21 protein-coding genes and 1 pseudogene are annotated in these 20,386 nt (G+C 63.0%); 9 read left to right on the top strand and 13 right to left on the bottom strand.

Features of this window, described 5'->3' with window-relative positions; all coding sequences use genetic code 11:
- Positions 1–160: 160 nt before the first annotated feature.
- The 10 genes from BMW72_RS17000 to BMW72_RS19625 all read right to left on the bottom strand — a co-directional run bounded on the left by BMW72_RS17000 (position 161) and on the right by BMW72_RS19625 (position 10,135).
- Complete coding sequence (locus BMW72_RS17000) at positions 161–643, bottom strand: hypothetical protein (protein ID WP_092112674.1); 483 nt, start codon at positions 641–643, stop codon at positions 161–163.
- A 186-nt stretch (positions 644–829) separates the two neighbouring features.
- Positions 830–1,414: a recombinase family protein gene (locus BMW72_RS16995; protein WP_092112673.1), complete on the bottom strand. Its 585-nt coding sequence runs from the start codon at positions 1,412–1,414 to the stop codon at positions 830–832.
- Positions 1,415–1,524: 110 nt separating this feature from the next.
- A complete protein-coding gene (locus BMW72_RS16990; protein WP_092112671.1) occupies positions 1,525–1,938 on the bottom strand; it encodes a DUF4913 domain-containing protein in 414 nt (137 codons plus the stop codon).
- Positions 1,935–3,767, bottom strand: a complete 1,833-nt coding sequence (locus tag BMW72_RS16985) for a type IV secretory system conjugative DNA transfer family protein (protein WP_241983878.1) — start codon at positions 3,765–3,767, stop codon at positions 1,935–1,937. Before BMW72_RS16985 ends, BMW72_RS16990 begins: the two co-directional genes overlap by 4 nt.
- Positions 3,764–5,422 carry an ATP/GTP-binding protein gene (locus tag BMW72_RS16980; RefSeq protein ID WP_241983879.1) on the bottom strand — a complete coding sequence of 553 codons (1,659 nt, stop codon included), beginning with the start codon at positions 5,420–5,422 and terminating at the stop codon, positions 3,764–3,766. Before BMW72_RS16980 ends, BMW72_RS16985 begins: the two co-directional genes overlap by 4 nt.
- On the bottom strand, positions 5,422–6,921 hold the full coding sequence (locus tag BMW72_RS16975; protein WP_198416328.1) for an SCO6880 family protein: 1,500 nt from the start codon (positions 6,919–6,921) through the stop codon (positions 5,422–5,424). Before BMW72_RS16975 ends, BMW72_RS16980 begins: the two co-directional genes overlap by 1 nt.
- Before the next feature lie 14 nt (positions 6,922–6,935).
- A complete protein-coding gene (locus BMW72_RS18900) occupies positions 6,936–8,468 on the bottom strand; it encodes a TrbL/VirB6 family protein (protein WP_198416333.1) in 1,533 nt (510 codons plus the stop codon).
- Positions 8,469–8,544: 76 nt separating this feature from the next.
- Complete coding sequence (locus BMW72_RS16960; protein WP_092112667.1) at positions 8,545–9,273, bottom strand: DUF8175 domain-containg protein; 729 nt, start codon at positions 9,271–9,273, stop codon at positions 8,545–8,547.
- A gap of 32 nt (positions 9,274–9,305) precedes the next feature.
- Complete coding sequence (locus BMW72_RS16955; protein WP_092112665.1) at positions 9,306–9,608, bottom strand: hypothetical protein; 303 nt, start codon at positions 9,606–9,608, stop codon at positions 9,306–9,308.
- A gap of 11 nt (positions 9,609–9,619) precedes the next feature.
- The gene (locus BMW72_RS19625) at positions 9,620–10,135 is read right to left on the bottom strand and encodes a DUF6668 family protein (RefSeq protein WP_341864744.1); all 516 of its coding nucleotides are present in this window, start codon (positions 10,133–10,135) and stop codon (positions 9,620–9,622) included.
- 311 nt (positions 10,136–10,446) lie between these two features.
- Here BMW72_RS19625 and BMW72_RS16945 point away from each other — a divergent pair, with 311 nt between their 5' ends.
- The 7 genes from BMW72_RS16945 to BMW72_RS16920 all read left to right on the top strand — a co-directional run bounded on the left by BMW72_RS16945 (position 10,447) and on the right by BMW72_RS16920 (position 16,680).
- Entirely contained in the window at positions 10,447–10,725 is a 279-nt protein-coding gene (locus BMW72_RS16945; RefSeq protein ID WP_092112662.1) for a helix-turn-helix domain-containing protein, read from the top strand.
- Positions 10,722–12,038: a MinD/ParA family ATP-binding protein gene (locus BMW72_RS16940; RefSeq protein ID WP_092112660.1), complete on the top strand. Its 1,317-nt coding sequence runs from the start codon at positions 10,722–10,724 to the stop codon at positions 12,036–12,038. Before BMW72_RS16945 ends, BMW72_RS16940 begins: the two co-directional genes overlap by 4 nt.
- Before the next feature lie 236 nt (positions 12,039–12,274).
- Complete coding sequence (locus BMW72_RS18515; protein WP_134450348.1) at positions 12,275–12,553, top strand: hypothetical protein; 279 nt, start codon at positions 12,275–12,277, stop codon at positions 12,551–12,553.
- Between the two features lie 2 nt (positions 12,554–12,555).
- Positions 12,556–13,680: a M23 family metallopeptidase gene (locus BMW72_RS16930; protein WP_092112658.1), complete on the top strand. Its 1,125-nt coding sequence runs from the start codon at positions 12,556–12,558 to the stop codon at positions 13,678–13,680.
- Between the two features lie 169 nt (positions 13,681–13,849).
- Positions 13,850–14,272 carry a helix-turn-helix domain-containing protein gene (locus BMW72_RS16925; RefSeq protein WP_092112656.1) on the top strand — a complete coding sequence of 141 codons (423 nt, stop codon included), beginning with the start codon at positions 13,850–13,852 and terminating at the stop codon, positions 14,270–14,272.
- Positions 14,273–14,384: 112 nt separating this feature from the next.
- Positions 14,385–14,561 (top strand): hypothetical protein, encoded by a 177-nt coding sequence (locus tag BMW72_RS18895; protein WP_166787711.1) that lies wholly within the window; start codon positions 14,385–14,387, stop codon positions 14,559–14,561.
- A 283-nt stretch (positions 14,562–14,844) separates the two neighbouring features.
- On the top strand, positions 14,845–16,680 hold the full coding sequence (locus tag BMW72_RS16920; RefSeq protein WP_241983880.1) for a hypothetical protein: 1,836 nt from the start codon (positions 14,845–14,847) through the stop codon (positions 16,678–16,680).
- Positions 16,681–16,909: 229 nt separating this feature from the next.
- Here BMW72_RS16920 and BMW72_RS16915 read toward each other — a convergent pair whose 3' ends face one another.
- Together BMW72_RS16915 and BMW72_RS18890 are read right to left on the bottom strand one after the other, a co-directional pair.
- Positions 16,910–17,584: an RES family NAD+ phosphorylase gene (locus BMW72_RS16915; protein ID WP_092112652.1), complete on the bottom strand. Its 675-nt coding sequence runs from the start codon at positions 17,582–17,584 to the stop codon at positions 16,910–16,912.
- On the bottom strand, positions 17,574–17,951 hold the full coding sequence (locus BMW72_RS18890) for a hypothetical protein (RefSeq protein ID WP_166787712.1): 378 nt from the start codon (positions 17,949–17,951) through the stop codon (positions 17,574–17,576). The genes BMW72_RS16915 and BMW72_RS18890 overlap by 11 nt, the downstream gene beginning before the upstream one ends.
- A gap of 171 nt (positions 17,952–18,122) precedes the next feature.
- Between BMW72_RS18890 and BMW72_RS16905 the strand changes: the two are divergent.
- Positions 18,123–18,571: pseudogene (locus BMW72_RS16905) on the top strand (Tn3 family transposase); the annotation flags it as partial.
- An 83-nt stretch (positions 18,572–18,654) separates the two neighbouring features.
- The gene (locus BMW72_RS16900) at positions 18,655–19,029 is read left to right on the top strand and encodes a hypothetical protein (RefSeq protein WP_092112649.1); all 375 of its coding nucleotides are present in this window, start codon (positions 18,655–18,657) and stop codon (positions 19,027–19,029) included.
- A gap of 416 nt (positions 19,030–19,445) precedes the next feature.
- Here BMW72_RS16900 and BMW72_RS16895 read toward each other — a convergent pair whose 3' ends face one another.
- A complete protein-coding gene (locus tag BMW72_RS16895; protein ID WP_092112647.1) occupies positions 19,446–20,351 on the bottom strand; it encodes a glycerophosphodiester phosphodiesterase in 906 nt (301 codons plus the stop codon).
- Between the last annotated feature and the right edge of the window lie 35 nt (positions 20,352–20,386).

The raw sequence follows: 20,386 nt of genomic DNA, 5'->3' as shown, positions 1-20,386 counted from the left end.
TCGTCGCGGACCACTAACCGTGGGGCCGCAGAACAGCATCGCTAAGAGACGGGGTCGCGTCCCTGTCCCGTAGGGGGTTCGGCTAACTGGACGCCCCACTCGCCGCTACAAGCGGTGTTTCGCCGTCAGTGACGATTCGAGAACACGTTGCGGCGCTGACCTACCAACTAATGACGTTCGCTCCCTCTGCGCTGCGCCGCGCTTCCTTAATCGTCGACCCAGGGAGGTCGATGACTTCTCCACCAATCTTGGTGACAGTGCCGCCTCGTACGCCGGCGTTCTCGATTCGACCGGCGACTGTCAAGGATCCGGCGAGGCGGCCGCCGATCGCCACTCGAAGAGCGCCATTGACGTCGACGTGCACGCTCCCGTTCTGTGCCCCGAGGACTTCGCTCGTCGCGGAGGAACCGATTGTCAACGACCCGTTGTGCACGCCGTGGATGGTCACGTGCGCGGATGGTTGCACAGTCAGCGATCCGTTGTGGGTGGCGCCTCGCAAGATAATGAGCGTCCCGTCGTGCACGCACACGGATCCATTATGTGTTCCGCTCAGAGTGTTGTCTCCGTCGATGACGAGAGGCGGCTTTTCGACCTCGACTCCACCGGCTTTGATGAAAATGTCGTTCGGATGAGAGTGGTCCACAATGTCCTCCAATATAGCTAGTTGCCGTTACCGTACCGGGTACCGCCGACAGTCGAATTACGGGGAGGTCCACTTCCGGTGTGGACGTCCCGTTAGCCGTTCCCCAAAAGACACAGCAGGATGCCGCGGTGGAGGTCCCCGTGGCAGGTTCTGATCTCGGTGTAACGGGTACGTCGATGGTTGCGTTCAGCGTTTTGGTGTCAGTTGTCGTTGGACGGTTCGGTAGACCGTCGAGCGGGCGACGTTGAAGAGTTCGGCGATTTCGGCGGTTGAGTGCGTTCCCGCGTCGTGAATTTCCATCAGGTGCCGTTGCTGTGCGTTCGAGAGCTTGGGTTGTTTTCCGCGCAGTCGCCCTTTCGCTTTCGCTACCTGCATGCCTTCACGGGTTCGGGCTCTGATCAGATCTGACTCGAACTCGGCAACCATTGCGAGCACATTGAAGAGGAGCCGCCCGACAGGATCGTTGGGATCGTGAACAGATCCTCCGATGCTGAGTTTCACATCCTTGGCGGTGAGCTCGTCGATGATGTCTTTGGCGTCTCGGAGGGAACGCGCCAGCCGGTCGAGCTTGGCAACGACCAACGTGTCACCGCTGCGGCACGCGGCGAGAGCCTCTCGAAGGCCGGGGCGTGCACGGTTGGTGCCGGTCAGGCCGTGATCTGTGTAGATCAGGGCTGGCCTGACTCCGAGCCGTTCAAGGGCGTTCTGTTGAGCGGTCAGGTCTTGTTCGTTTGTGGATACGCGTGCGTAGCCAATCAATAATTCATTCATGAACGGCAGATTGATCCCTGCGCCCGAATTGCTCAAGAACCGCGGCGATAGCGTCCCCTACCGGGGCGTTTACTGTTCACTTTTGCATCAGGGACGATTAACCCCGGTGGTCACGCTTTTCTCATGTCGGGGAAAAACCCTTCTGGCGGAGCAACGTAGGGCAACGGGTCGCCGTGGTTGTTGCGGTCCGTTGATTTGTTGAAGGGGCCTTCTGGGTCGAGCAGGATTGGCATGTGGTGGTCGGCGTGGTCGCGCCACCAGGTGCTCATGCCTGTTGCGCCGTCTTGGCGTAGGTGTTCCCAGGCGCGCCATAGCGACTCGAGCCGGCTGACGGCCTCTGGGTAGGCCCACCAGTCGGCGGCCCACCGGTATCGGCCGTCGTTCTGAGGTCCGACTTTCCGTTTGTACAGGTGGACGAGCCGGTCGCGCACGAATTCATCAACTGAGGCATGGAAGAGCTCGGGCTGGACTTCTTCTGCTTCCGTTGTTTCTTCATCGTCGCGGTACTCATCGAGGTCGCTCACAGTTCATCCTTCCGGTCCGGCGCGGCATCCAACCGCGTGCCCGTGCTCAGCGCCGGCACCGGCACCGTCGTGCTCGACGCAGCCGGGGTGGTCGTTGACGCTGAACGGTTGGCGGGGTCGTGCGCCGCGATCGATGCCTTCACGGCATCTGCGTGCGGTCCACGCATCCAGGGCACCGTTTCAATCAGCGTCGCGGGGGCACCGGAGGCGAACACCACGGCGCGGCCTCGGGGCAGAGCCCCGAGATCCGCCACGTCCAGGGTGCGTTCCCGCTGCACTTGGTGAGACGTCGATCGGTTACCGCGGCCGACGCTCGTCGAGGTCGTGTGTTTGTCGTAGTCGCCGACCATCTGTGAGAGCTCGCCCAGGAATTCTGGTTCTTTGACGCCGCCGCCGTAGACGGCGATGTTGGAGGCTGACCAGAGCTTACGCATCCCGTCGCGGCCCCACACTTCGACGCCCTGTGACCACGACTGCAGAATGGTCATCAAGACGATTCCGCGCGATCCGTAGTGCGAATACAGGTCGGGAAGTCCGTGCCAGCGGCACACGTTCGCGGCTTCGTCGAGTACGCCGAGCAGCGGAGTGGCCAGGCGTCCGCCGGTTTGTGTCGTGGCTAGCTCTTCGGCGGCTTCGACGGTCGCGGCGGTGAGAGCGGTGACTAACGGGCCCGCGGTGCCCTTGCCTTCCTTGGACAGGCTGTAGAGCGTGTCGTGGCTGCGCACGAACGCGTTTGGGTCGAATTGCGGCCGGGAATCCCCGGCCAGGTTGTCGCCCAGGGGTGTGACCCATTGGGCGATCGAGCGCACCTTCAGGCACGAAGCCATCTGTGCAGCTGTCCCATAGACGCTGTCGCGGCGTCGGCTTTCACCGTTGACTTGCCCAGCGACGGCGTCGGCCATTTGGTCGTAGCCGTGTGCGCGAAGAATGTCCACGGGAGTTTCTTCGCCGGGCATGGTCGTCCAGGTGAATACCTTCGTGATGGGCAGTTCGGCGAGGGCTGCGGCCAGGAGGAAACCGGCCAGGAGATCTTGGCCGGCGTTGTCGAAATATGGGTCGGCGCGTGCGTCGCCGGCCCGGGAGCCGGAAGCGAAGTGTTCGGCCAGTTTCGCGGCCTTAACGTCGTCGGTGACATAACTGAGTGGGTTCCACCACCAGGTTGGTTCCTCGAGAGCGATGCGCTGCGGGTCGAACGCCCACGTGCTGCCGCCCGCGGCTTCGCGCACGTCTCGCGTAGCGTCGAGCACGTCACGTTTGTTCGACGTCGTGAGGACTGCGCCAGGAGCAGACAGGATCGCTGGGATTGCGCGGCTGGTGGATTTTCCGGTGCGGGGGCCCCAGATGTCTACGTGCATATCTTCGGGGGATCCGTAGAGTTTCTGCCGGCCGGCAACGGTGATGCCGATGGGGACGCCGAGCCAGTCGGTGACGCCGAGTCGGTGTGCGGTTGCCTTCGCGCCCGTGGCCGAGAGAGCGCGAAGATCGCGCCCCTTGCCCATGTAGGTTGCAGCTCCGTCGACGTTGCTTCGGCGCCGCCGGGCACGCGAGATCGAGACGGCGATGAGGACGCCCAGGGCGAGGACCATGACGAGAGTGGCTGCGAGAATCCACGTCCCGGATGCTGGCCAGATTACGGAGCCTTGCAGTACGCCGAAAAACAGTCCGAACGGGTCACCGGTCAGGTCGGGGTTTATCCCGTCCATGTGTGAGCCCCACGTGACGGCTACCCACACGGTGCCGAGGGCCACGGCCACGAGCGTGAGGCAGACGATCAGCATGATCGTCTGACCGTCGAGGCCGTTTTGGTTTCGCCTGTTCGATGCGCTCACGCTGCACTTTCCTCTTCGGTCGCAGTACCTTCGGCTTCGCCGTCGAACTCGTGCCCGGCGTCCTCGGCGTTGTCCCGTCCAATGATCGGGTTCGACTCGTCGGGTTCCGGGAACGAGGCAGCGGGATGCCAGAGTTTGTTGGTGTCGTTGATCGCGCGTTCTGATTCGATCAGTTCGACCTTGACGGGGATGCCCGGGTGGCCGCCGACCTTGATGAGGAACTTGCCCCGGCCGGGAGGGTCGGATTCGCGCCCCAACCCGGTATCCCACGTGCCTGGATCTTGCCAGGACGTGAGTAGTTCCTGTTCGGCGCGCGAGAGCGGAACGGCGCTGGTGAGCATGGGCATTTCCGCGCCCGGTAGACCACCGGCGATCACCATGCCGGACCGTTCCACGAATCCGCGTGCTTTCATCCGGTCGGACTCATTGGGCAGGGAGAGGAGGTCGCTCATCGTGTGCGAAATCATGGCGAGGCCCACGCCGCGTTGACGGTTCAACCGGGTGAGGGCGTCGACACGGTCGACCATGCCCGCTCCAGCGCGAAGGGCCCGCCAGAGCTCGTCGAGCACGACCAGGTAGTGGCGGCGTGGTTCGAGACCGGCGTCAGCGAGGGCGTTGGCGATGTTCACGGTGCCAAAGCCCGCCGACCAGCAGGCGAGCAGAATTGCGGCCTGCATGTCGGTGTCGGAGTCATCGATCGAGGACACGTCGTAGACAACAGGGCGGTCCCTCATCATGGGAACGTCGGTCGGGTGGGCGAATGTCTCGCCCAAACGTCCACCGGAGGTGAGACTGATGAGTGAGGCTTCCAGTTCTTCCGTGATCTTTTTGTACCGCTCAAGGTCGCCACGGTCCAGGGCTACCGCGCGCACTTCCGCGGGTGCTTCCTGAATCACGCGCAGTAAGTCGCCGAGCACCGGAACGCCCTCATTGCGCTCGTCGAGCACGGTGAGGGCCCGGTCGATGATGGATTCCTCGCGAGCGGAGGGTGGGTCTTTGCGGAGGATCGTGAGCAGGGCCGACACCATTGTTTGCCGGCGGCCGTGAGCGTCCGCGAGCACCATCTGGCGCTCCTTCTCTTTGCCGGCGAGGCGTAGCCGTTCGGCGGCCGCGGTTGCTTCGCCGGGATCGAGGATGTTTAGGTGCCCGCGGCCGCGGCCGAGGGTGATGACTTGCCCGCCGAGAGCGCGGATCATGTCAACGTAGTCGGGCTTCAGATCGCCCAGCACCAGCGGCAGGTTTCCGAATCCTGCGCCGCCGGCCGCCATTCGCCGGATGAGTGTTGATTTGCCGAGGCCCGGCAAGCCGAGCACGAATACCGAGGGGTTCGAGATGAGGCCGGCGTCCTGAAACCAGGAAATTGGGTCGGCGCACACGGTCGCGCCGGTGAAGAGTTGGAGGCCGATCGGTACGCCGACCATCGGGGTTCCTGTTCCGACCGAGAAGGGGTGCATGCCGCACACTTGCACGGTCGTTCCGCGCCACTCATCTGCCGGCTGGATGACGCTGGCCTCACCGCGCCCGCGCCCCAGCCAGCCCCGAGGGCCGGGGCGACGGATAGCGGGCTTCTTCTCCTTGTCGGCTTTCGTCTGCTTCGGTCTGGCCAGCTCGCGCGGCTTCGATACCTTGCGACGGTTGGAATCAATGGCGGGCATTACAGCTGCTCCCTAATCTCAGATGGAATGCGCAAATGCTTGGGCAGGACCAGGCCGAGCGGAAGTGCGGCCGCGAACGCGGAATCCTGAGAACCGTGCACGATGCGGAGCCGCAGCCGGGCCGTCGCGGAGAGGTTGTCGATCGCGGCCTTCGCGTCGGCCTCGTGGGCGGCGTCGATCACCGTAGCGGTGACGAGCATCCCGAAATTGACCAGGCCAGCGCCAGAGGCTTCCTCTTGCGCCGTGGCCAGAGCCGCTCGTGTCGCGATCATGCTCCGCGCCGTGGGCTTGTTCGAGGACTGCACATTGAACGTCGAGGCGCGCACGTCTGCCTCGACGATTGCCGCGGCCTTGGCCGCATCGATCGGCCGGTAGAGCAGCGTGACACGCTTCCGTGCGACGTCGCGGTGCGGCGCCAACAGTCGCGCCAGAATGCTCGAGGGGACGTTGCCGCGCGGGGCGCCGCTCATCATCCACGTCACCGACAGGGCCGAATCGTGCCGGTAGGTGTCCCAGTTTGACTGGTGGGCTGTGGGCCCGACCTCTGGCCAGTAGAGTTCCGGCGGCTCACCGGCTGCGTTCGCGTCGTCGATGAGGCGAGCTGCAGCCGGGTCGTAAGCGACGCGGACCACTTCACAGAGCTCTTGGGCGCTCAGCGGGCGCGTTGCCCCCGCGCCCGTCGAGGACAGGCTTTGCGTGAGGCCGGGCAGGCGCGAGGCCAGCTCGCGGCCCATTTCATCGGGGGTGCGCTTCTTCCCCCCAACGCGGGCCGCGGCGTTGAAGGTGATGGCGACATAGGCCTTGATGGTCGCGGAACCGGCCGGGTACTGCCGCACCAGGTCGTGCAGGATGCTCGTGGCAAATTCTGGGGCGTCTGGATCAATCCGGCTGTTCACTTCGCGGCGGAGCCGCGTGCCCGTGTCGGGAGCCGTTTCAATCGTCACGGATACGGCTTCGATGCCGGGTTCGTCGCCGAGGCTGGCGAGCCACATGCCCCACTCGGCAACCCACACGTCGACCTGTTCGCGGTCGACGAGTGCTGCGCCGTCGGGCTCCGTCTCGATGACGACGGTGTAGTCCGACGTAGTCGGGATCTGCAACAAGGCAAACGGACGATTGTAGCTATCGTGCCACTCTGTCAGTTTTGAGCCTGCGGCCAGGCCCGGCAGTTGCGCTGTGCCCCACTCTGCCCGGCCCAGCGGCCCCGACCGGTAAATGTGCGTCCCCGTGCTCTTGGTTACCATCCACCCGACCCTCGTTGTGGCCCGCATCAGCAGGCTTTGACCGTGCTTGTCTTTGAGCGCGACCGTCAGCAGAAAAACTCCGAAAACGAGCGCTGTGACGACGCCGTTCAGAATGTTCGAGGCCATCGTCACGATGACGCTGAAACCGGCACCAACGAATAGAACCGCCGTGCCGATTGAGCCCAAGCCCAGAAGGCCAGCGGTCTTTGGTTTCGTCCAGTTGCCGTAGCTGCGCGGTGCGCTTTGCATTGTCATCGAGAACCTCCTGCTTAGGAACCGCTAGGTCCGGTTGAGTCATCGGCCGCAGACTGCACGGCACTCTTGGCAGCGACTGCAGCGCCCTTGGCCGCGTCGCCCGCCATCTTTGCGCCCATCACAATGGGTGCGGCGGGCCCGGCGGCGGCCGCGCCACCAGCTGCAGCCCCACCACCAGCTGCAGCGGCACCGCCCGCTGCTCCTGCTCCAGCACCAGCACCAGCTGCAGAGCTTCCCCCTGCGCCAGAGGGCGTCGGGGTTGACGGCGATGGCTTGCCGCCACCGGGGGCGCTTGAACCGGTCGGCGCCTCACCTCCGCCACTTCCGCTGCCTCCACCGCCTGTCGGCGTCGAGGAGGAACTGCCCATTCGTTTAATCGCACCGCTAGCCAGGTCCCCGCCGATTGCGCCAGCGGCACCGGCCATCGCCATGCCCGCGGCTCCACCTCCCGCGACAGCGCCCGTCATCGGAGCCACAAACTTGAGTAGAGCTGGCAGTGCGATCAAGGCCATGAGCATCAGGGCAAGTCCGGTGAGAATCGTCCAGATACCTCCGCCATCGTCCTTGAACGCGTCCGTGCCGGTGAGGCTGAACGCAGCGGCATAGATGAGTGCCGCAGCGGGCTTGTACAGAATGAAGGCAATCGTCCACCCGATCACCTTCCCGAACCATTGCTTTCCCATTTGAGTGTTCGTAAAGCTCGCCGTCAGCGGCAATACCCCGGCCAGGATGACCAGCAGCCCGCCGCGCACGACCATGAGTGCAACCTGGACATAGGTCATCAGGAGAGCTATCGAGCCCAGGATGAGGACCCCGATCAGCCCGATCGGAGAGCTGGCTGTAATCGCGACCATCGCCGCAACATTGGTCCCAAAGCAATTGGACTCCCCGGCAGCGGACACATCACAGTCCGTAGCTCCGTTGAGAATCCAAATAGAGAACGCATCCGCGGCAGTGACGGCGAGAGTGATGATTGCAAGCCCAGCTCCCGACACCACGACGAGCGTAATGAGCGACTGAAGCAGTTCCTTTCCCGGCTGTGCACGCTGTTCCCACGCCATTCGAATCCCGCCGATGATCACGGAGAGGACCGCGAGGCCGCCGACGTAGTACCAGAGCGAGTTCTGCAAGAACCCGACTGTCGATGACGACCCCTCGGGAGCGACCGCACCCAAGAGCCCACCCACGAGCGCGGACGCACCGGAGATGAGCAAGATCGCTATGAAGATCACTCCGAGGGTGCCCACATGACGAAACCCCTCACCGCGTCGGCTCCGAAGAGCGATCATCGCGCCCAGGGCGATAATCGACAGAACTGCGAGGGTGAGACCGATGAAGGTCACGTATCCGAGGATTGTCGCGAACTCATCCGAGCCGGGGTTATTCGTAGGAAGTCGAGTCGTACCGTCTCCGGCGGTGAGGACCGGGGTCGGCACGGCGACCCACATCGTCCCAATGCTCGCCAGAGCCTTCCCGAAACCTTCTAGAACGCTGTTGGCTAACTCCTGAACTGCATCGTTCGACGCATTCGCGACGACATCACCAATGCCCTGCCGCGCGCATTCAGCGGCATTGAGAATGGCGAAGGCCGGGTTTGAGCAATCAGTTTCTGTTGCAGCCACGTTAGACACCGGACCAAGGAATATAGCCGCCAAGGTTGGACAGAGGGCCGGGCGCGATGGGTGCCCCGGTTTCCGTGACGACGACCTTCCAATCGCCAGCTTCCCAACGGAGGACTGCTGGATAGCTCACGAGGGCTCCGCCCTCTGAGGTAATCGTGTAGGCAACGTCGATGGTCGCCTCGTCGGCTGAGTAGTTGTTTACTTTGAAGCCAGCAACTTGAAGGCGCGTGTTGCCTGTCGATGTTGGTTGTTCACCCGCGGCTTTGACCGTGTCTTTGGCCGGTCCATCAGCCAACAATTCCCACATGCGAGATGAGTTTCGTGAGTCGGTACTAGCGGCTACCGAATTCACTGCTGCGAAGAGGGCACCCTCCGCTGTATGCGCAAAGCACGTTCGAAATTGATCCGAGGTGGCCCCCGGTCCTGAACCCTCCGGATCGGTCGGTGCGGCGACGGAGCCAACGAGTTCCCATTCGTTGGTTGGTGCCGCCGTCAGTGCACTCTCTGTCTCCAACCCCGATAGGCCGCACACGCTTTCGTCGGAAGCCTCCGCACCGGGCGTCGACGACGTTGATGGGTCTTCTGTCGGCTGCGCGTCGTTATCGTCCGAGCCGCGGGTGAGAGACGTCACGAGGACGATGATCGCGGCGAGGACGATGATCCCAACAACGATGGCGGCGGCGATAAAGCCCGGTCGTGAGAACGGGCTTCTCTGTTCGGTGTTGGTCATGCGTTGGCTCCTTCGCGCGATAGATGGGATAGCTAAGAGCCGGAGATGAATCCGACCAATGCCGTTGCTGCGCCGATGATCATGACGCCAACCAAGATGCTGACGAACGTCTTTACGTGCTCGCCGCCTTCGCCGCGTCGGGAATTGAACATGAACATCACGGCGACGGCGATCAGGGACAGAATCGCCGCGATCAAACCGACCCACTTTGCCCACGCAAGGATCGTGCTGACGGCTTCAAATCCGGGTGGGGCGAGTGGTTCTGGGTCAGGAAGCGCGGTGAGCAGTTGACCGGCGGTGGTGAGCACGTGTGCGGCGGCGAGGGAGACGGTCATTGTCGGGCCTTTCAGTTGTGAGCGGGAACGCTCGAAGGTGCGAGGGCGAGATCGGTGAAGAGGGAACGAAATTCTTTGGGTAGTGGAGCTGTCGCGTCCGGGGGGCCGAGTCGCCATGCATCGACCCAAGGCAGATTCCACACACGGGGGACGCCACCGACGATGACTTGTTCAAGGTGGCGCAACTCTTTGGGTCGGCGGCCAGGAGCGTCGGCGATAAGGACCAGGCCGGCGAGCTGGACGCCCTCGCCCAACACGTTTGATGCCCATTCCGTCGCGGCGCGCTGCGCCGCGATCAGGCCGGCGTAGTTGGTCCGTGCCACCAATACGACGCGATGCGTTGTTCCAGGTGTCGTCGGAATTGGCCATGCATGGTCACAAGGTCGGGTGCCGGGGGTGAAAGCGGCGAGGGTGGATTCTCCCGCGCCGCCATGGACGCCGAGCCACCAGATCGTTGCCGGCCATACGGCTTCGCGCCGGGGTAGCCGGTCAGCTGCGCCGGGGACCGGCACGCCAGCTTGGGGCATGGTTGCGCCGTGGCGTGGTTCCCGTTGCCTGGCGAGGGGCGTGGAGAATTCAGGGTTTTCTGACTGGTCAGAGCCGACGAGCCACCGGTTCGCGCTCGTGCTCATACGGAGTCCCCCTCTGTCTTGGTTCATACCCAGTCTTGGTTCATACCCATTCTTTGGTCTTGGTTCAACCCATTCTTTGTCATTCACATAGACTCCAGTTCTACCCCGTGTTCAGGGTTGCCGACGTCCTGTATTCATATTACCTAAATGATACGTAAATATACCTTTACGCACTTATTTATCTCTTGGTCGGTTACGCTCGGAGAGTGGACGAGACAACAGCGCTGGTGGCGTGGCCCGACTCGATGCTGGGCCGATACGGCGACATGCTGAGCGTGGCCGACGTCTCTCGGGTCCTGAATTTGGAGCCCCGCAACGTTCGCTGTTTGCTCACCAGCACCGATTCGGCTACCAGGCTGCCGGGCGTGAAGATCGGCAAGAGCTGGCGAATTGCCCGCGATCAGCTGCGCATCTACCTGATCTTTCATCACAACGAAGACTCCGCACTCAGCTCCCCGAACGACGAGAGAGGCCCCACGTCATGATCGAGACCGTCCCCACCTTCCCCAGAATTGAGGCCACAGTCGCTGCAGACGCGACGGGTACGGTCGCGATCAACGGTGTGATGCAGTCTCTGTCCGGTGCGGATGAACAGAGCGTGCGAGCGGAAATCCTGACACTGGTCACGGCAACAGCCAACGACATGGGCCGCCCCGTTCGTCTGAACACCCGTGACCAACTCGGGGAACAACAGCTCGCTGTCTACCCCGACGGCCACGTGGAAGCACTATCTGACCTCGATTCTTCGGCAGCGCTAGTCACAGCGACCCCCACCGCCGACCAACCGGCCTCGGTCCGCAAGCCTGGCCTCAACCCGGCTCAGCGATCAGAGAACGTTGCTCAGCGTTCAGAGGACCCAGCGGCCCGCTTGACACTGAACGATTTTCTGCAATCCAGGCCAGCCGCGCTGGTCGGGCCGGCAACGATGGGCTGGCAGGGCACAGTGCGCAGGCTCACTGGCGGTCTTGTCTCGGTCGCTCCTGGTGAGCCGGAGCTCACGCACCGTAGCGCCATTGATCGCGTCCAGCAAAGCCTTCGTGGGCCCCGAACAGTCGTCGTTATTAACCCTAAGGGTGGCGCCCACAAAACCACTGCGACGCTCCTGCTCGCGGCGACGTTCGGCACCTACCGCGGTGGATACACGCTTGCCTGGGACAACAACGAAACGCGTGGAACGCTCGGATGGCGGGCACAACCCGCCCGTCACAGCAATACGGCGGTCGATCTGCTGCGCGACCTCGAGCGTTTCAACGACCTCCGAAGCGCCAGGGTGGGCGACCTCGACAACTACGTCCGCGCACAAGGCTCAACCCAGTTCGACGTGCTCGCCTCCGACGAGGACGCCGCGGCATCATCAACCATCGATGGTCAGGCGTTCAACGAGCTGCACACCACCCTCAGCCGGTTCTACCGGGTCATTGTCATTGACACGGGCAACAACATGCGCGCATCCAACTGGGAAGCCGCGCTCGACGCGGCCGACCAGCTCGTCATCGTCTCCACCATCCGGGAGGACACCGCAGCCAGCGCCGCATGGCTTGTCGACGGACTCTACGAGAAGGGCCACGAGCAGAAGGTACGCAACGCCGTCACAGTCCTGGCATCGCCCTCGAAGGTGGCCGACCCCCAGCTGAACCGGCGGTTGCACGGCCATTTCGCCTCCCTCACCCGGACTGTCCTCGACGTGCCCCACGACCCTGCCTTGGTCGACGGGGGGACGCTCAGCTACGACGCTCTCGCGCCGGCGACCCGTGAAGCCTGGCTCCAGGTGACCGCAGCCGTGGCGGATGGACTGTGAGATGCTCCCGCCTTGCCGTCGTGCCCTTCGCTGCGGCGCTCGTCCTCACGGGGTGCGTGGACGGCCCGACGGTACTAGGTACGCCGGCTCCGACAACAAGCGCCAGCAGTCCGCTGCCGACGACGGCGGCGGGGACAGCTGCGCCCGACGAACCTACTGATGAGGCGAGCGTGCTGCCTATTCCCGAAGCGGAAACGAGTAGCCAGTCTGATGCGATCGCCGCAGCTGAGACAGTCATGACCACATTCGGGCAGCCCACACTTGACGCCAGCACGTGGATGAACAACCTGTATCCCCTGCTCACCCAGACTGGCGCCGCCGCGTATGAGGGCACTGACCCCGCGCAGGTGCCCGTTCAGCAGGTGACCGGGGCCGGCACCATCGTGGAAGGCTCCACCGACGTCGCCCTGATCGTCCAAGTCCCCACCGACGTGGGCCTGTACAACGTCAGCTTGAGCCGCACCGGGCCGTCCATGCCCTGGCTCGCGGATCGAATCCGACCAGCGCAGGGATAACGATGGCTGCCGAAAAGGGGAAAAGCGCGCTGATTCTCATTGGCGCGCCCGTCGCTCTCATCGGAACGTTCTTCCTCCTGATCATCCTTGTGTTCTCCGGCACGGCCGCGACCGCTGCCTGTACCAATGCGGCAGGGACGGTGAACCCTGACACTGTGCCCACCGACCCGATCGCCGGTTACTCCGGCGAGCAGCTGAAAAACGCCGCATACATCATGAACGCGGCAAGCACTCTGGCCCTGGATCGCACCGCCCAAGTCGTCGGGGTGATGACTGCAATGGGGGAAAGCTCACTCCTGAATGTCGGTTTTGGCGATGACCTGAAGGGTGTCACCAACCCTGACGGCACGCCCACGTGCTCACTGGGCTTGTTCCAGCAGCAGTGGTGCCTAGGCTCATGGGGAACTCGCGATGAAGTTTTGGACCCCGCTCACGCAGCGACGGCGTTTTTCGACCGTCTCGTCGGCGTTGCCGACTGGCAAAGCCTTGCGCCCACCCTCGCCATTCACAAGGTGCAAGGCAATGCCGACCCGTACCATTACGAAATTTTTTTCGACGCTGCCGACCAAATTGTCACCGCACTGGCTGGCGACGGAGCCACTGGCGGTGGGTGCACCAGCGGCACTATCGCGATGCCGCTCAGTCCCGGTTTCAACATGACCGATGACTACGGCCCCCGTCGCAGCCCCGTTCCAGGGGCCAGCAGCTGGCATCCCGCTTCCGACCTGCAGAACTACCCCAACCCGTGCGGCGACCCGATCTACGCCATAACCAGCGGAACCGTCACTCTCATTGAGGGATACCAGGTCTCGATCAAATCACCCGACGGTTACACCGTCTCCTACCTCCACATGAAGCTTTCCGATGTGTCGGTGCAGGTCGGTGACGCGGTCATGCCGGGCCAACCGATCGCGCTCGTCGGCAACGAGGGACCCTCCACCGGATGCCATCTGGACCTTCGGATCAACACGGTGGGCAGTACGAATGACGCCGTGAACACCCTCCCAGCTGGTGAGGATCTCGGCGGCCCGCCGGCGTCGGCGGGGTTTGTGAATCCGGAGGAATACTTCACGCTGTTCGGCGTGGAATTGTGTCCGGCAGGTTCGTGTCAGAGGCAGGATTCATGACCCCGAAACAGGCGCGCAGGCTCTCGAGCATAGAAGCGGGGGTGACCTACTGGAATAATGCCATAAGCGGTTCAGATATCGACGCTGATATCCCCGACACCAGCGCGACCCGACCCGTTGACCGTTTACCGCATATCCGAACCGGATTTTCTACGAAAAGACACCGCCCATGATGGACGATGAATACTGGGACACCTACCCAGAAACTTTAACCACCGCCGACGTGGCAAAGATCCTCCGAGTCGGAAAACCCGCCGTGTTTGCCCGACTTCAAAGCGGGATCATTCCGGCCCATCAGGTCGTCGGCTCCTGGATCATCTTCAAAGCTGAAGTTCGTGCGTGGCTCGCCTCCACCAGCAACCAGGCACCTGACGGCCCTCCGGCCCCCGTCGACGTGCTCGCCACGTATGGCGACGAACTGAGCTTCCGCGACCTCATGGTCCTCTTCGACAAGACGAAGCCCACTATCTACCGGTGGCTACAAACGGGCGAGATACCCGCCTACCACGTCGGAATCCGCTGGATCATTCACAAGACCCAGCTGCGCCAACGACTCCGCGAAACCAGCAATCAGCGAGGCCATGATGAATAACGTCCGACACGCCGAAACAGATGTCGTTTCCTTTAACGAAACCATGCGCTTTACTGGACACATGGCACGGATAAACCGAGGACGACCTAGCAAGGGTGATCGCGACGCGTTCATGACCAAGCCTGCACGTCCAGTTGGTGACGCTATTCGACACAACGCCGAAGAGCTCGGCATGACTTACGGCGACTACATCGCCGCAATTCTCGCCCGCGAGCTCGGCATGCCCGAGCACGCGCCGATGCCCCCACAGCCCATCAACGAGGAGCTGCCCATCAACAAGGTCGCTTAAACGAAAGAGCCCGCCGCTTCCGCGACGGGCTTATCCAAGTTTCGTAGCTCAAACCCTCTCAAGCTTCCAGGCAACGAGGTTCGAGCTAATCAAAATCACCAGCCCTCACGGGAGGTTCTTTTGCGCCCCCAAGAGATAAATCGAAGGAGATGACCCCATAGTAACCGATGTATACCGTTTTGACGATGTTTTCGTGATGGGAACTTCGTTGGGCGTGTCTTCCGACCGGTGGACGGCCTGGGATTTGACGCGCCGCATTAGTCCGCGCGATCAGGTTCGTGTCATGGTGCGCGAGGCTGATGGTCAGTTGCACATCAACCAATACCCTCGTTTGTTCCGTGTCGGGCCGGACGCACCCACGACGCCGTGGTGTATCCGTCTGGCCGATGCCGCGCATCAATTCCGGTTGCTCTGCTTCGACTTTGACGCAAAGACTCCCGACGCCGTGGAGAACGCCGTCGACGACTGTGACGCCCTCTCCGCCGTTCTGGATGAGCTCTCGATCGTCCACGTGGTCTGTCAGTCGTCGGCGGGTGGCGGGCGACATGTGTGGATTGGCATTGCGGGTGGGGCTTCCCCGGCGATTGTCGCCGCGGTCGCGAGGGAGGCGCACGCGACGTACGACACCCTCGACCACGGCATGCTGCTGAACCCGGCCGAGGGCGCCGCTCGTCCACCCGGAGCCCCGCACCGGGACGGCAGCACCTCAACCGTGCTCCGTGGTCACGTGGACGCACTCGCGGCGCTGACAACGACGCCTGGAGAACTGGAACGGCTTGCCGTGGTGCTCGGAGAGCGTAAACCTGCTCTCCGACATGTTGACACGCGGCCCTCGGGCCCGGTCGATGGCTTACACCACACTCACCGGGCCCTCAGCAAGACGGGGGAAGGCCACATGGCTACCATCGACGGTGGCAGCAACCCGTCCTGGACGGGCTTCATGTGCCTCTTGACGGCGGCCAGCGCCGGATGGACGCTCGGTGACGCCCTGCACGCGGCGAAGACGGCCCCGGGGATGGAACACTTCCGCACGAAGAACACGGGGCGCGGAACCCGCCGGCCCCGCAGCGCGGGTGAGGCCCACGATCGGTTGTCTCGTCAGTGGGCGAAGGCGCAGCAGTACGCGGCGCTCCAACGCCCGCTTCCCGCCGCACAGGAACCCCGCGACCTCACCGAGCTTTACGCGATCGTCACCGACGTCGACGACCTCCTGATGCGCCTCCGCGTCAATGCCGGCCGGTGGGGACGCACCGAGGCGGCCATTTCCCAGCGCACCATCCTGATCGCGTTGGCCTACCTCACCTTGCAGACCGGGAAGCACACTGTAGCGGCCTCCATCCGCGACCTGGCCCTGATGGCGGGCCTGGGCCGGACGACCGCCGCTAGCGCCCTCCACGCCCTCACCAAGGCCGGATTCATCCAGCAGGTCCGCAGTGCTGACGGCGGAAATGCCGCCGAATGGGAGCTCATCGGAAAGTTTTCCACAGCCCCTGACACAGTCCGGTCACAACCATTCAATAACCCCCGCCCCCCTCCCGAACTCTTTACGCTTCGGGCTGCACTGGTGCGCACGATCGAGAACCAACTGACCGATCAGCTTCACGATCTCTTTACCCGTCAGGGGTTGGGTCACCTCGCTGGCCGGATCTACACTCTTCTCCGTGAGCACGCGTCCCTGACGATCGATTCTGCTGCCCGGCTCCTGGGGGTGTCCTCCCGCTACACGGCCACGATTCTGAGTCGACTTCGCCGACACCGACTCATCATCAAAGATTCGGAGGGCTGGGCTCGATCGTGCCGGGACTTGCGTACTATGGCGGCTAGGGTTCTGGGTGTTGAGGGGATGTTGGAGGCTCGGCGTGAGAGGTATGGGGCGGAGCGTGTGGTGTGGGCGTGGTGGCAAGCCGAATATGCCACGATGACCAGTACCCCTAGGCAGCGTTCGCGCCGGCCCCACGTGTCGAGTCGGCCACTGTTTGAGGCGGGCACGTCCGGTGAACGCATCTGGCCCCGTTACCCGCGCTCACCGGATGGTCGGGCTGACCATCACCAAGCGCGCGAGTTTGTTGATGAAGGGGTGCTCAACCCGGAGAATCGCTGGCAGCTCTCGGTCGCATAAAACTCGGGGTCTGGCCAGTTCGGGGTCTGACCAGTGTTGGAACGGTGGTTGGCGCTAATCGAGTTCGGAGGCGACGCCGAGGCGATCACCGACTTGATTGAGGTCGCACAAGACGCTCGGAGCAGTTTGCCCACGCGACGCAGCGCGTGACGATCGCTACCGGGCAGCGGTCACGTCGAGGTGATCTTCGACCTGATGGCGTGCGGTTACATCGCAAAATGGTCGAGACCTATGGGATCGCTATGCCGAAGAGGTCGATCACATTCTTGAGTGCTGGATCCGTCGGGTCCAGCGGGGCTGAGGAGCGAAGCTCAACGGGTGTGCCGTCAAAGATTGCCCAGCATTCGAAGTCACCGAGCCGGGACACGTAGCGGATCCCAGCGTAGAGCGGGCGTCCGTGTTCGTCGGTACGTGAATAGAGCCAGCTCGCGATTGCGCGTGTCAGGAGCCGGTTCGGACCGCGTACGGCAGCGACATCAAGGTTTTCCAACCCCTGGTGCAGGAGAACCGGTGCGGCCTGCTTGGTGAGGTAGGCGTGGGTGGCTGGCGATTCGAGGTCGACGAAAGGGAGCGATCCCGTCACGTTGAAGGTCCGTAGCCGTCGTGTGGTGAGCCAGGCTGTCGGGACGTGTCCGGGGAGTATCCGGCCCGGTTCCGGCGTGAGATGGGAGAATGCTTGGACCATTGACGCGCGTGGGCGGAAACCGGCCAATGTCTCGGCGAAGCCGCCGTCGGCTTTTGTCGCACCGTAGAGAACGCCAGCGCCGGGGATATCGAACCGGTTCCCGGCACGGTCATTCATCACATCGACGGGGTTGAGCAGGGAGAAGTGAAGAGCCGGGTTCGTGCGTTCAACCCGCCACAGCGGGGATGGGGCGAAGACCAGGGCAAGTTCAACCGGCATTGACGAACGCGCGCGCGGCAGCCATCACATCACGGACTCGGCCCTCGGCGATCAACTCTGCCGGCGCCGCGTCCTCCAGTTGAGGGTTCATTCCGATGAACCAGGCCCGCACGACCTCATCCGGGTCGACCTCCGCGAGGAGTTCGACAACTTGGAATGTGTCGCGCAATAGCCGTTGCTCCTGCAGAGGAGGCTTGGCCTCACCTGCGACCCACCTGGAGACCTGCCTGGGAGTCTTGCCCGTGATGATTGCCACTACATCGCGCCCGAGAACTTCCTGCAGGCGCGCCACGATCGCCGTCGGCGCCAGCTCCACCGATGCCTTGTGCACCGATCGCCCCAGGGGGCGCATTGCCAGATTTGTCATGGAATAAGTGTATCAAGCAGACACCCAAAAAGACATTAGCGCGGTAGGCAGTAAGTCACCTAATAAGAACCGATAGTGAGGCCAGGTGCAACCCCCGGGTGGACCGCTCCGCGGGGCCATCTCATTCCATTTTTTATCTGTCTGGCCGGTCATCGTAGTTCGCTTCCGTGCCTGGGCAGCTACCCACGGCAGAACGGTCTAGCAACAGCCCTTCGGGAACTCGGCCGACTCGAACGCACCCTCTTCGCTCTCGACTGGATGCAGAACCCCGAGCTTCGCCGACGCGTGCAAACCGGCTTGAACAAAGGGGAAGCAAGAAATGCGCTCGCCCGTGCGGTGTTCTTCAACCGGCTCGGTGAACTCCGCGACCGCTCCTACGACAACCAACGCCACCGCGCGTCCGGGCTGAACCTACTCACCGCAGCGATCACCCTCTGGAACACCGTCTACCTCGAGCACACCATCACCACGACAAAACATCCCGCCGACGACCCGCTGCTCGATCACCTCTCACCACTCGGCTGGGAACACATCAACCTCACCGGCGACTACACCTGGAACACCCCCGCCAACCCAAAGCCGGAAAACTCCGCCCCTCGCACAGGCCCGGAAACTCTTAGCGTGTCATTTATTCCGTTTCGTGAGCTGACCCCCTCAAGCGCAGCTACTCGAGGGTGCAAGGTGGGAGGCGACCCGTACTGACGTGCTGACCACCTTGAGTCTGTCCGAGGACCCGGACGTGCTGTTAGCCGGTCACGCCCGGACGCTGGATGGCGCCTACAGGGAGGTCGGTGGCCGCCTCATCGTCAACGACGATGTCCGCATCGACGACGACAGGAAGATCCACCTGACCGGCTTGAAGGCGCTCGAGGAACCACCATCGCTGGCCGACCTGCGTACTCGGAGCACGGCGATGCTTCCGCGCGTGGATCTGCCGGAAGTCATTCTGGAGGTCATGACGTGGGTGCCTGAGCTGGCCGCGTCATTCACGGATTCACCTCTTACCGTGGTATTTATTCCGTTTCGTGAGCTGACCCCTGGAACAACAGATGATGCAGGGCGCAGCAGAATCGCTTGACCAATATTGGAAAGTTCCTGATCAGTCCAATTTTCGATGTGGTGTGATTCTGCCCATGACGGTGGTTGCGGGTAGGGATTCGCAAGTCTGAGCCCACCCATTGTCGTCAGTCAACACGGCAGTACGAGACATGCTGAACCCGCGACCGTATTTGAGAGAATCGACGTGGGCGACGATGACGGTGGCACCTCCCCCGCCTTCTCGGACGTTTCCACGTCAAAAGACAGACGCCGCTGCCGTGCATCTCGATGCACGGCAGCGGCGTCTGTCTGGGTGGTATGGCCCCCATTTGGGAGGTGTACGAAAGATTCATGCCCGGGCAACCTTGAGCTGCCCGCGGATGGTGCATAATTTATGTCCACCACCGTTCCATGCGCACCGCATCACGGCCGCAATAGCCGGGTACAGCTGGCCTGCTAGCGCTCGGGTGAGTCTTCGAGCAGGGCGTTGAGCACGTCGGGGCGGTTGGTGATCACGCCGTCGACGCCCAGGTTGATGGCTCGGACCATGTCTGCTTCGGTGTTGACCGTCCACACGAGCACGTCCATGCCGAGGCGGTGAACTTCGGTTACGTAGGCCGCGTCAATCGACGCGTGGAACGGGTTGATTTGGTCGGCCCAGGTGGCGAGTTCCGGGAGCTGATCAATGGTCGGTGTGCCGAGGAGGCCCACCGGAACGGTCGGTTCGAGCTCGGTGAAGGTTTTCATGGAGTCGAAGTTGAACGACTGCACCACGAGCTTGTCCTGGCCCACCGCGGACTGCACGTAGCCGCGGGACTCGCGCAGTGCAGCGGATACCTCGGCTTCGATCCCCGTGTACAGCTGCGGTGCCTTGATTTCGAGCAGCATGCCGGAGCCGCTCTTCCGAATGACCTCGATCGCCTCGGCGAAGGTCGGTAGCTTTTCGCCGGTGAACTGGGCGCCCTTCCACGAGCCGGCGTCGAGGGTTTGCATCTCTGCGGCGGTGAAGTCTCCCACATTCCACGGTGCCCGGTCGGGGAAGAGGTCTTCCACGTTTGTGGTTCGGGCCAGGTTCGTGTCGTGAATGACCACGAGTTCCCCGTCAGCGGAGCGTTGAACGTCCATCTCGATCAAATCGGCGCCCTGGTCCGTTCCGGCGCGGAAGGCGGCGAGGGTGTTCTCGGGCGTCGATTCGCTCGCGCCGCGATGCGCGGCGTTGATCACGTCGTCGGATTCGCTCGCGAAGGCGCTGGGTGCCGCGCCAACGGACAGCCCGGCGACCAGGGCAACGGCAACGGCCGCGGCGGCGGTACAACGGCGCCGAGACGATGCAGCCGGAACGGTGAGGGTGGACGTGCTCATAAGATCTCCTTGCGTTGGAAGCGTTGGAAGCGTTG

The sequence above is a fragment of the Cryobacterium luteum genome (assembly GCF_900110125.1).
In the GTDB taxonomy this organism is placed as follows: Bacteria; Actinomycetota; Actinomycetes; order Actinomycetales; family Microbacteriaceae; genus Cryobacterium; species Cryobacterium luteum.
The sequence above is the reverse complement of the archived record's forward strand: the minus strand, read 5'-3'. Positions and strand labels throughout refer to the sequence as shown.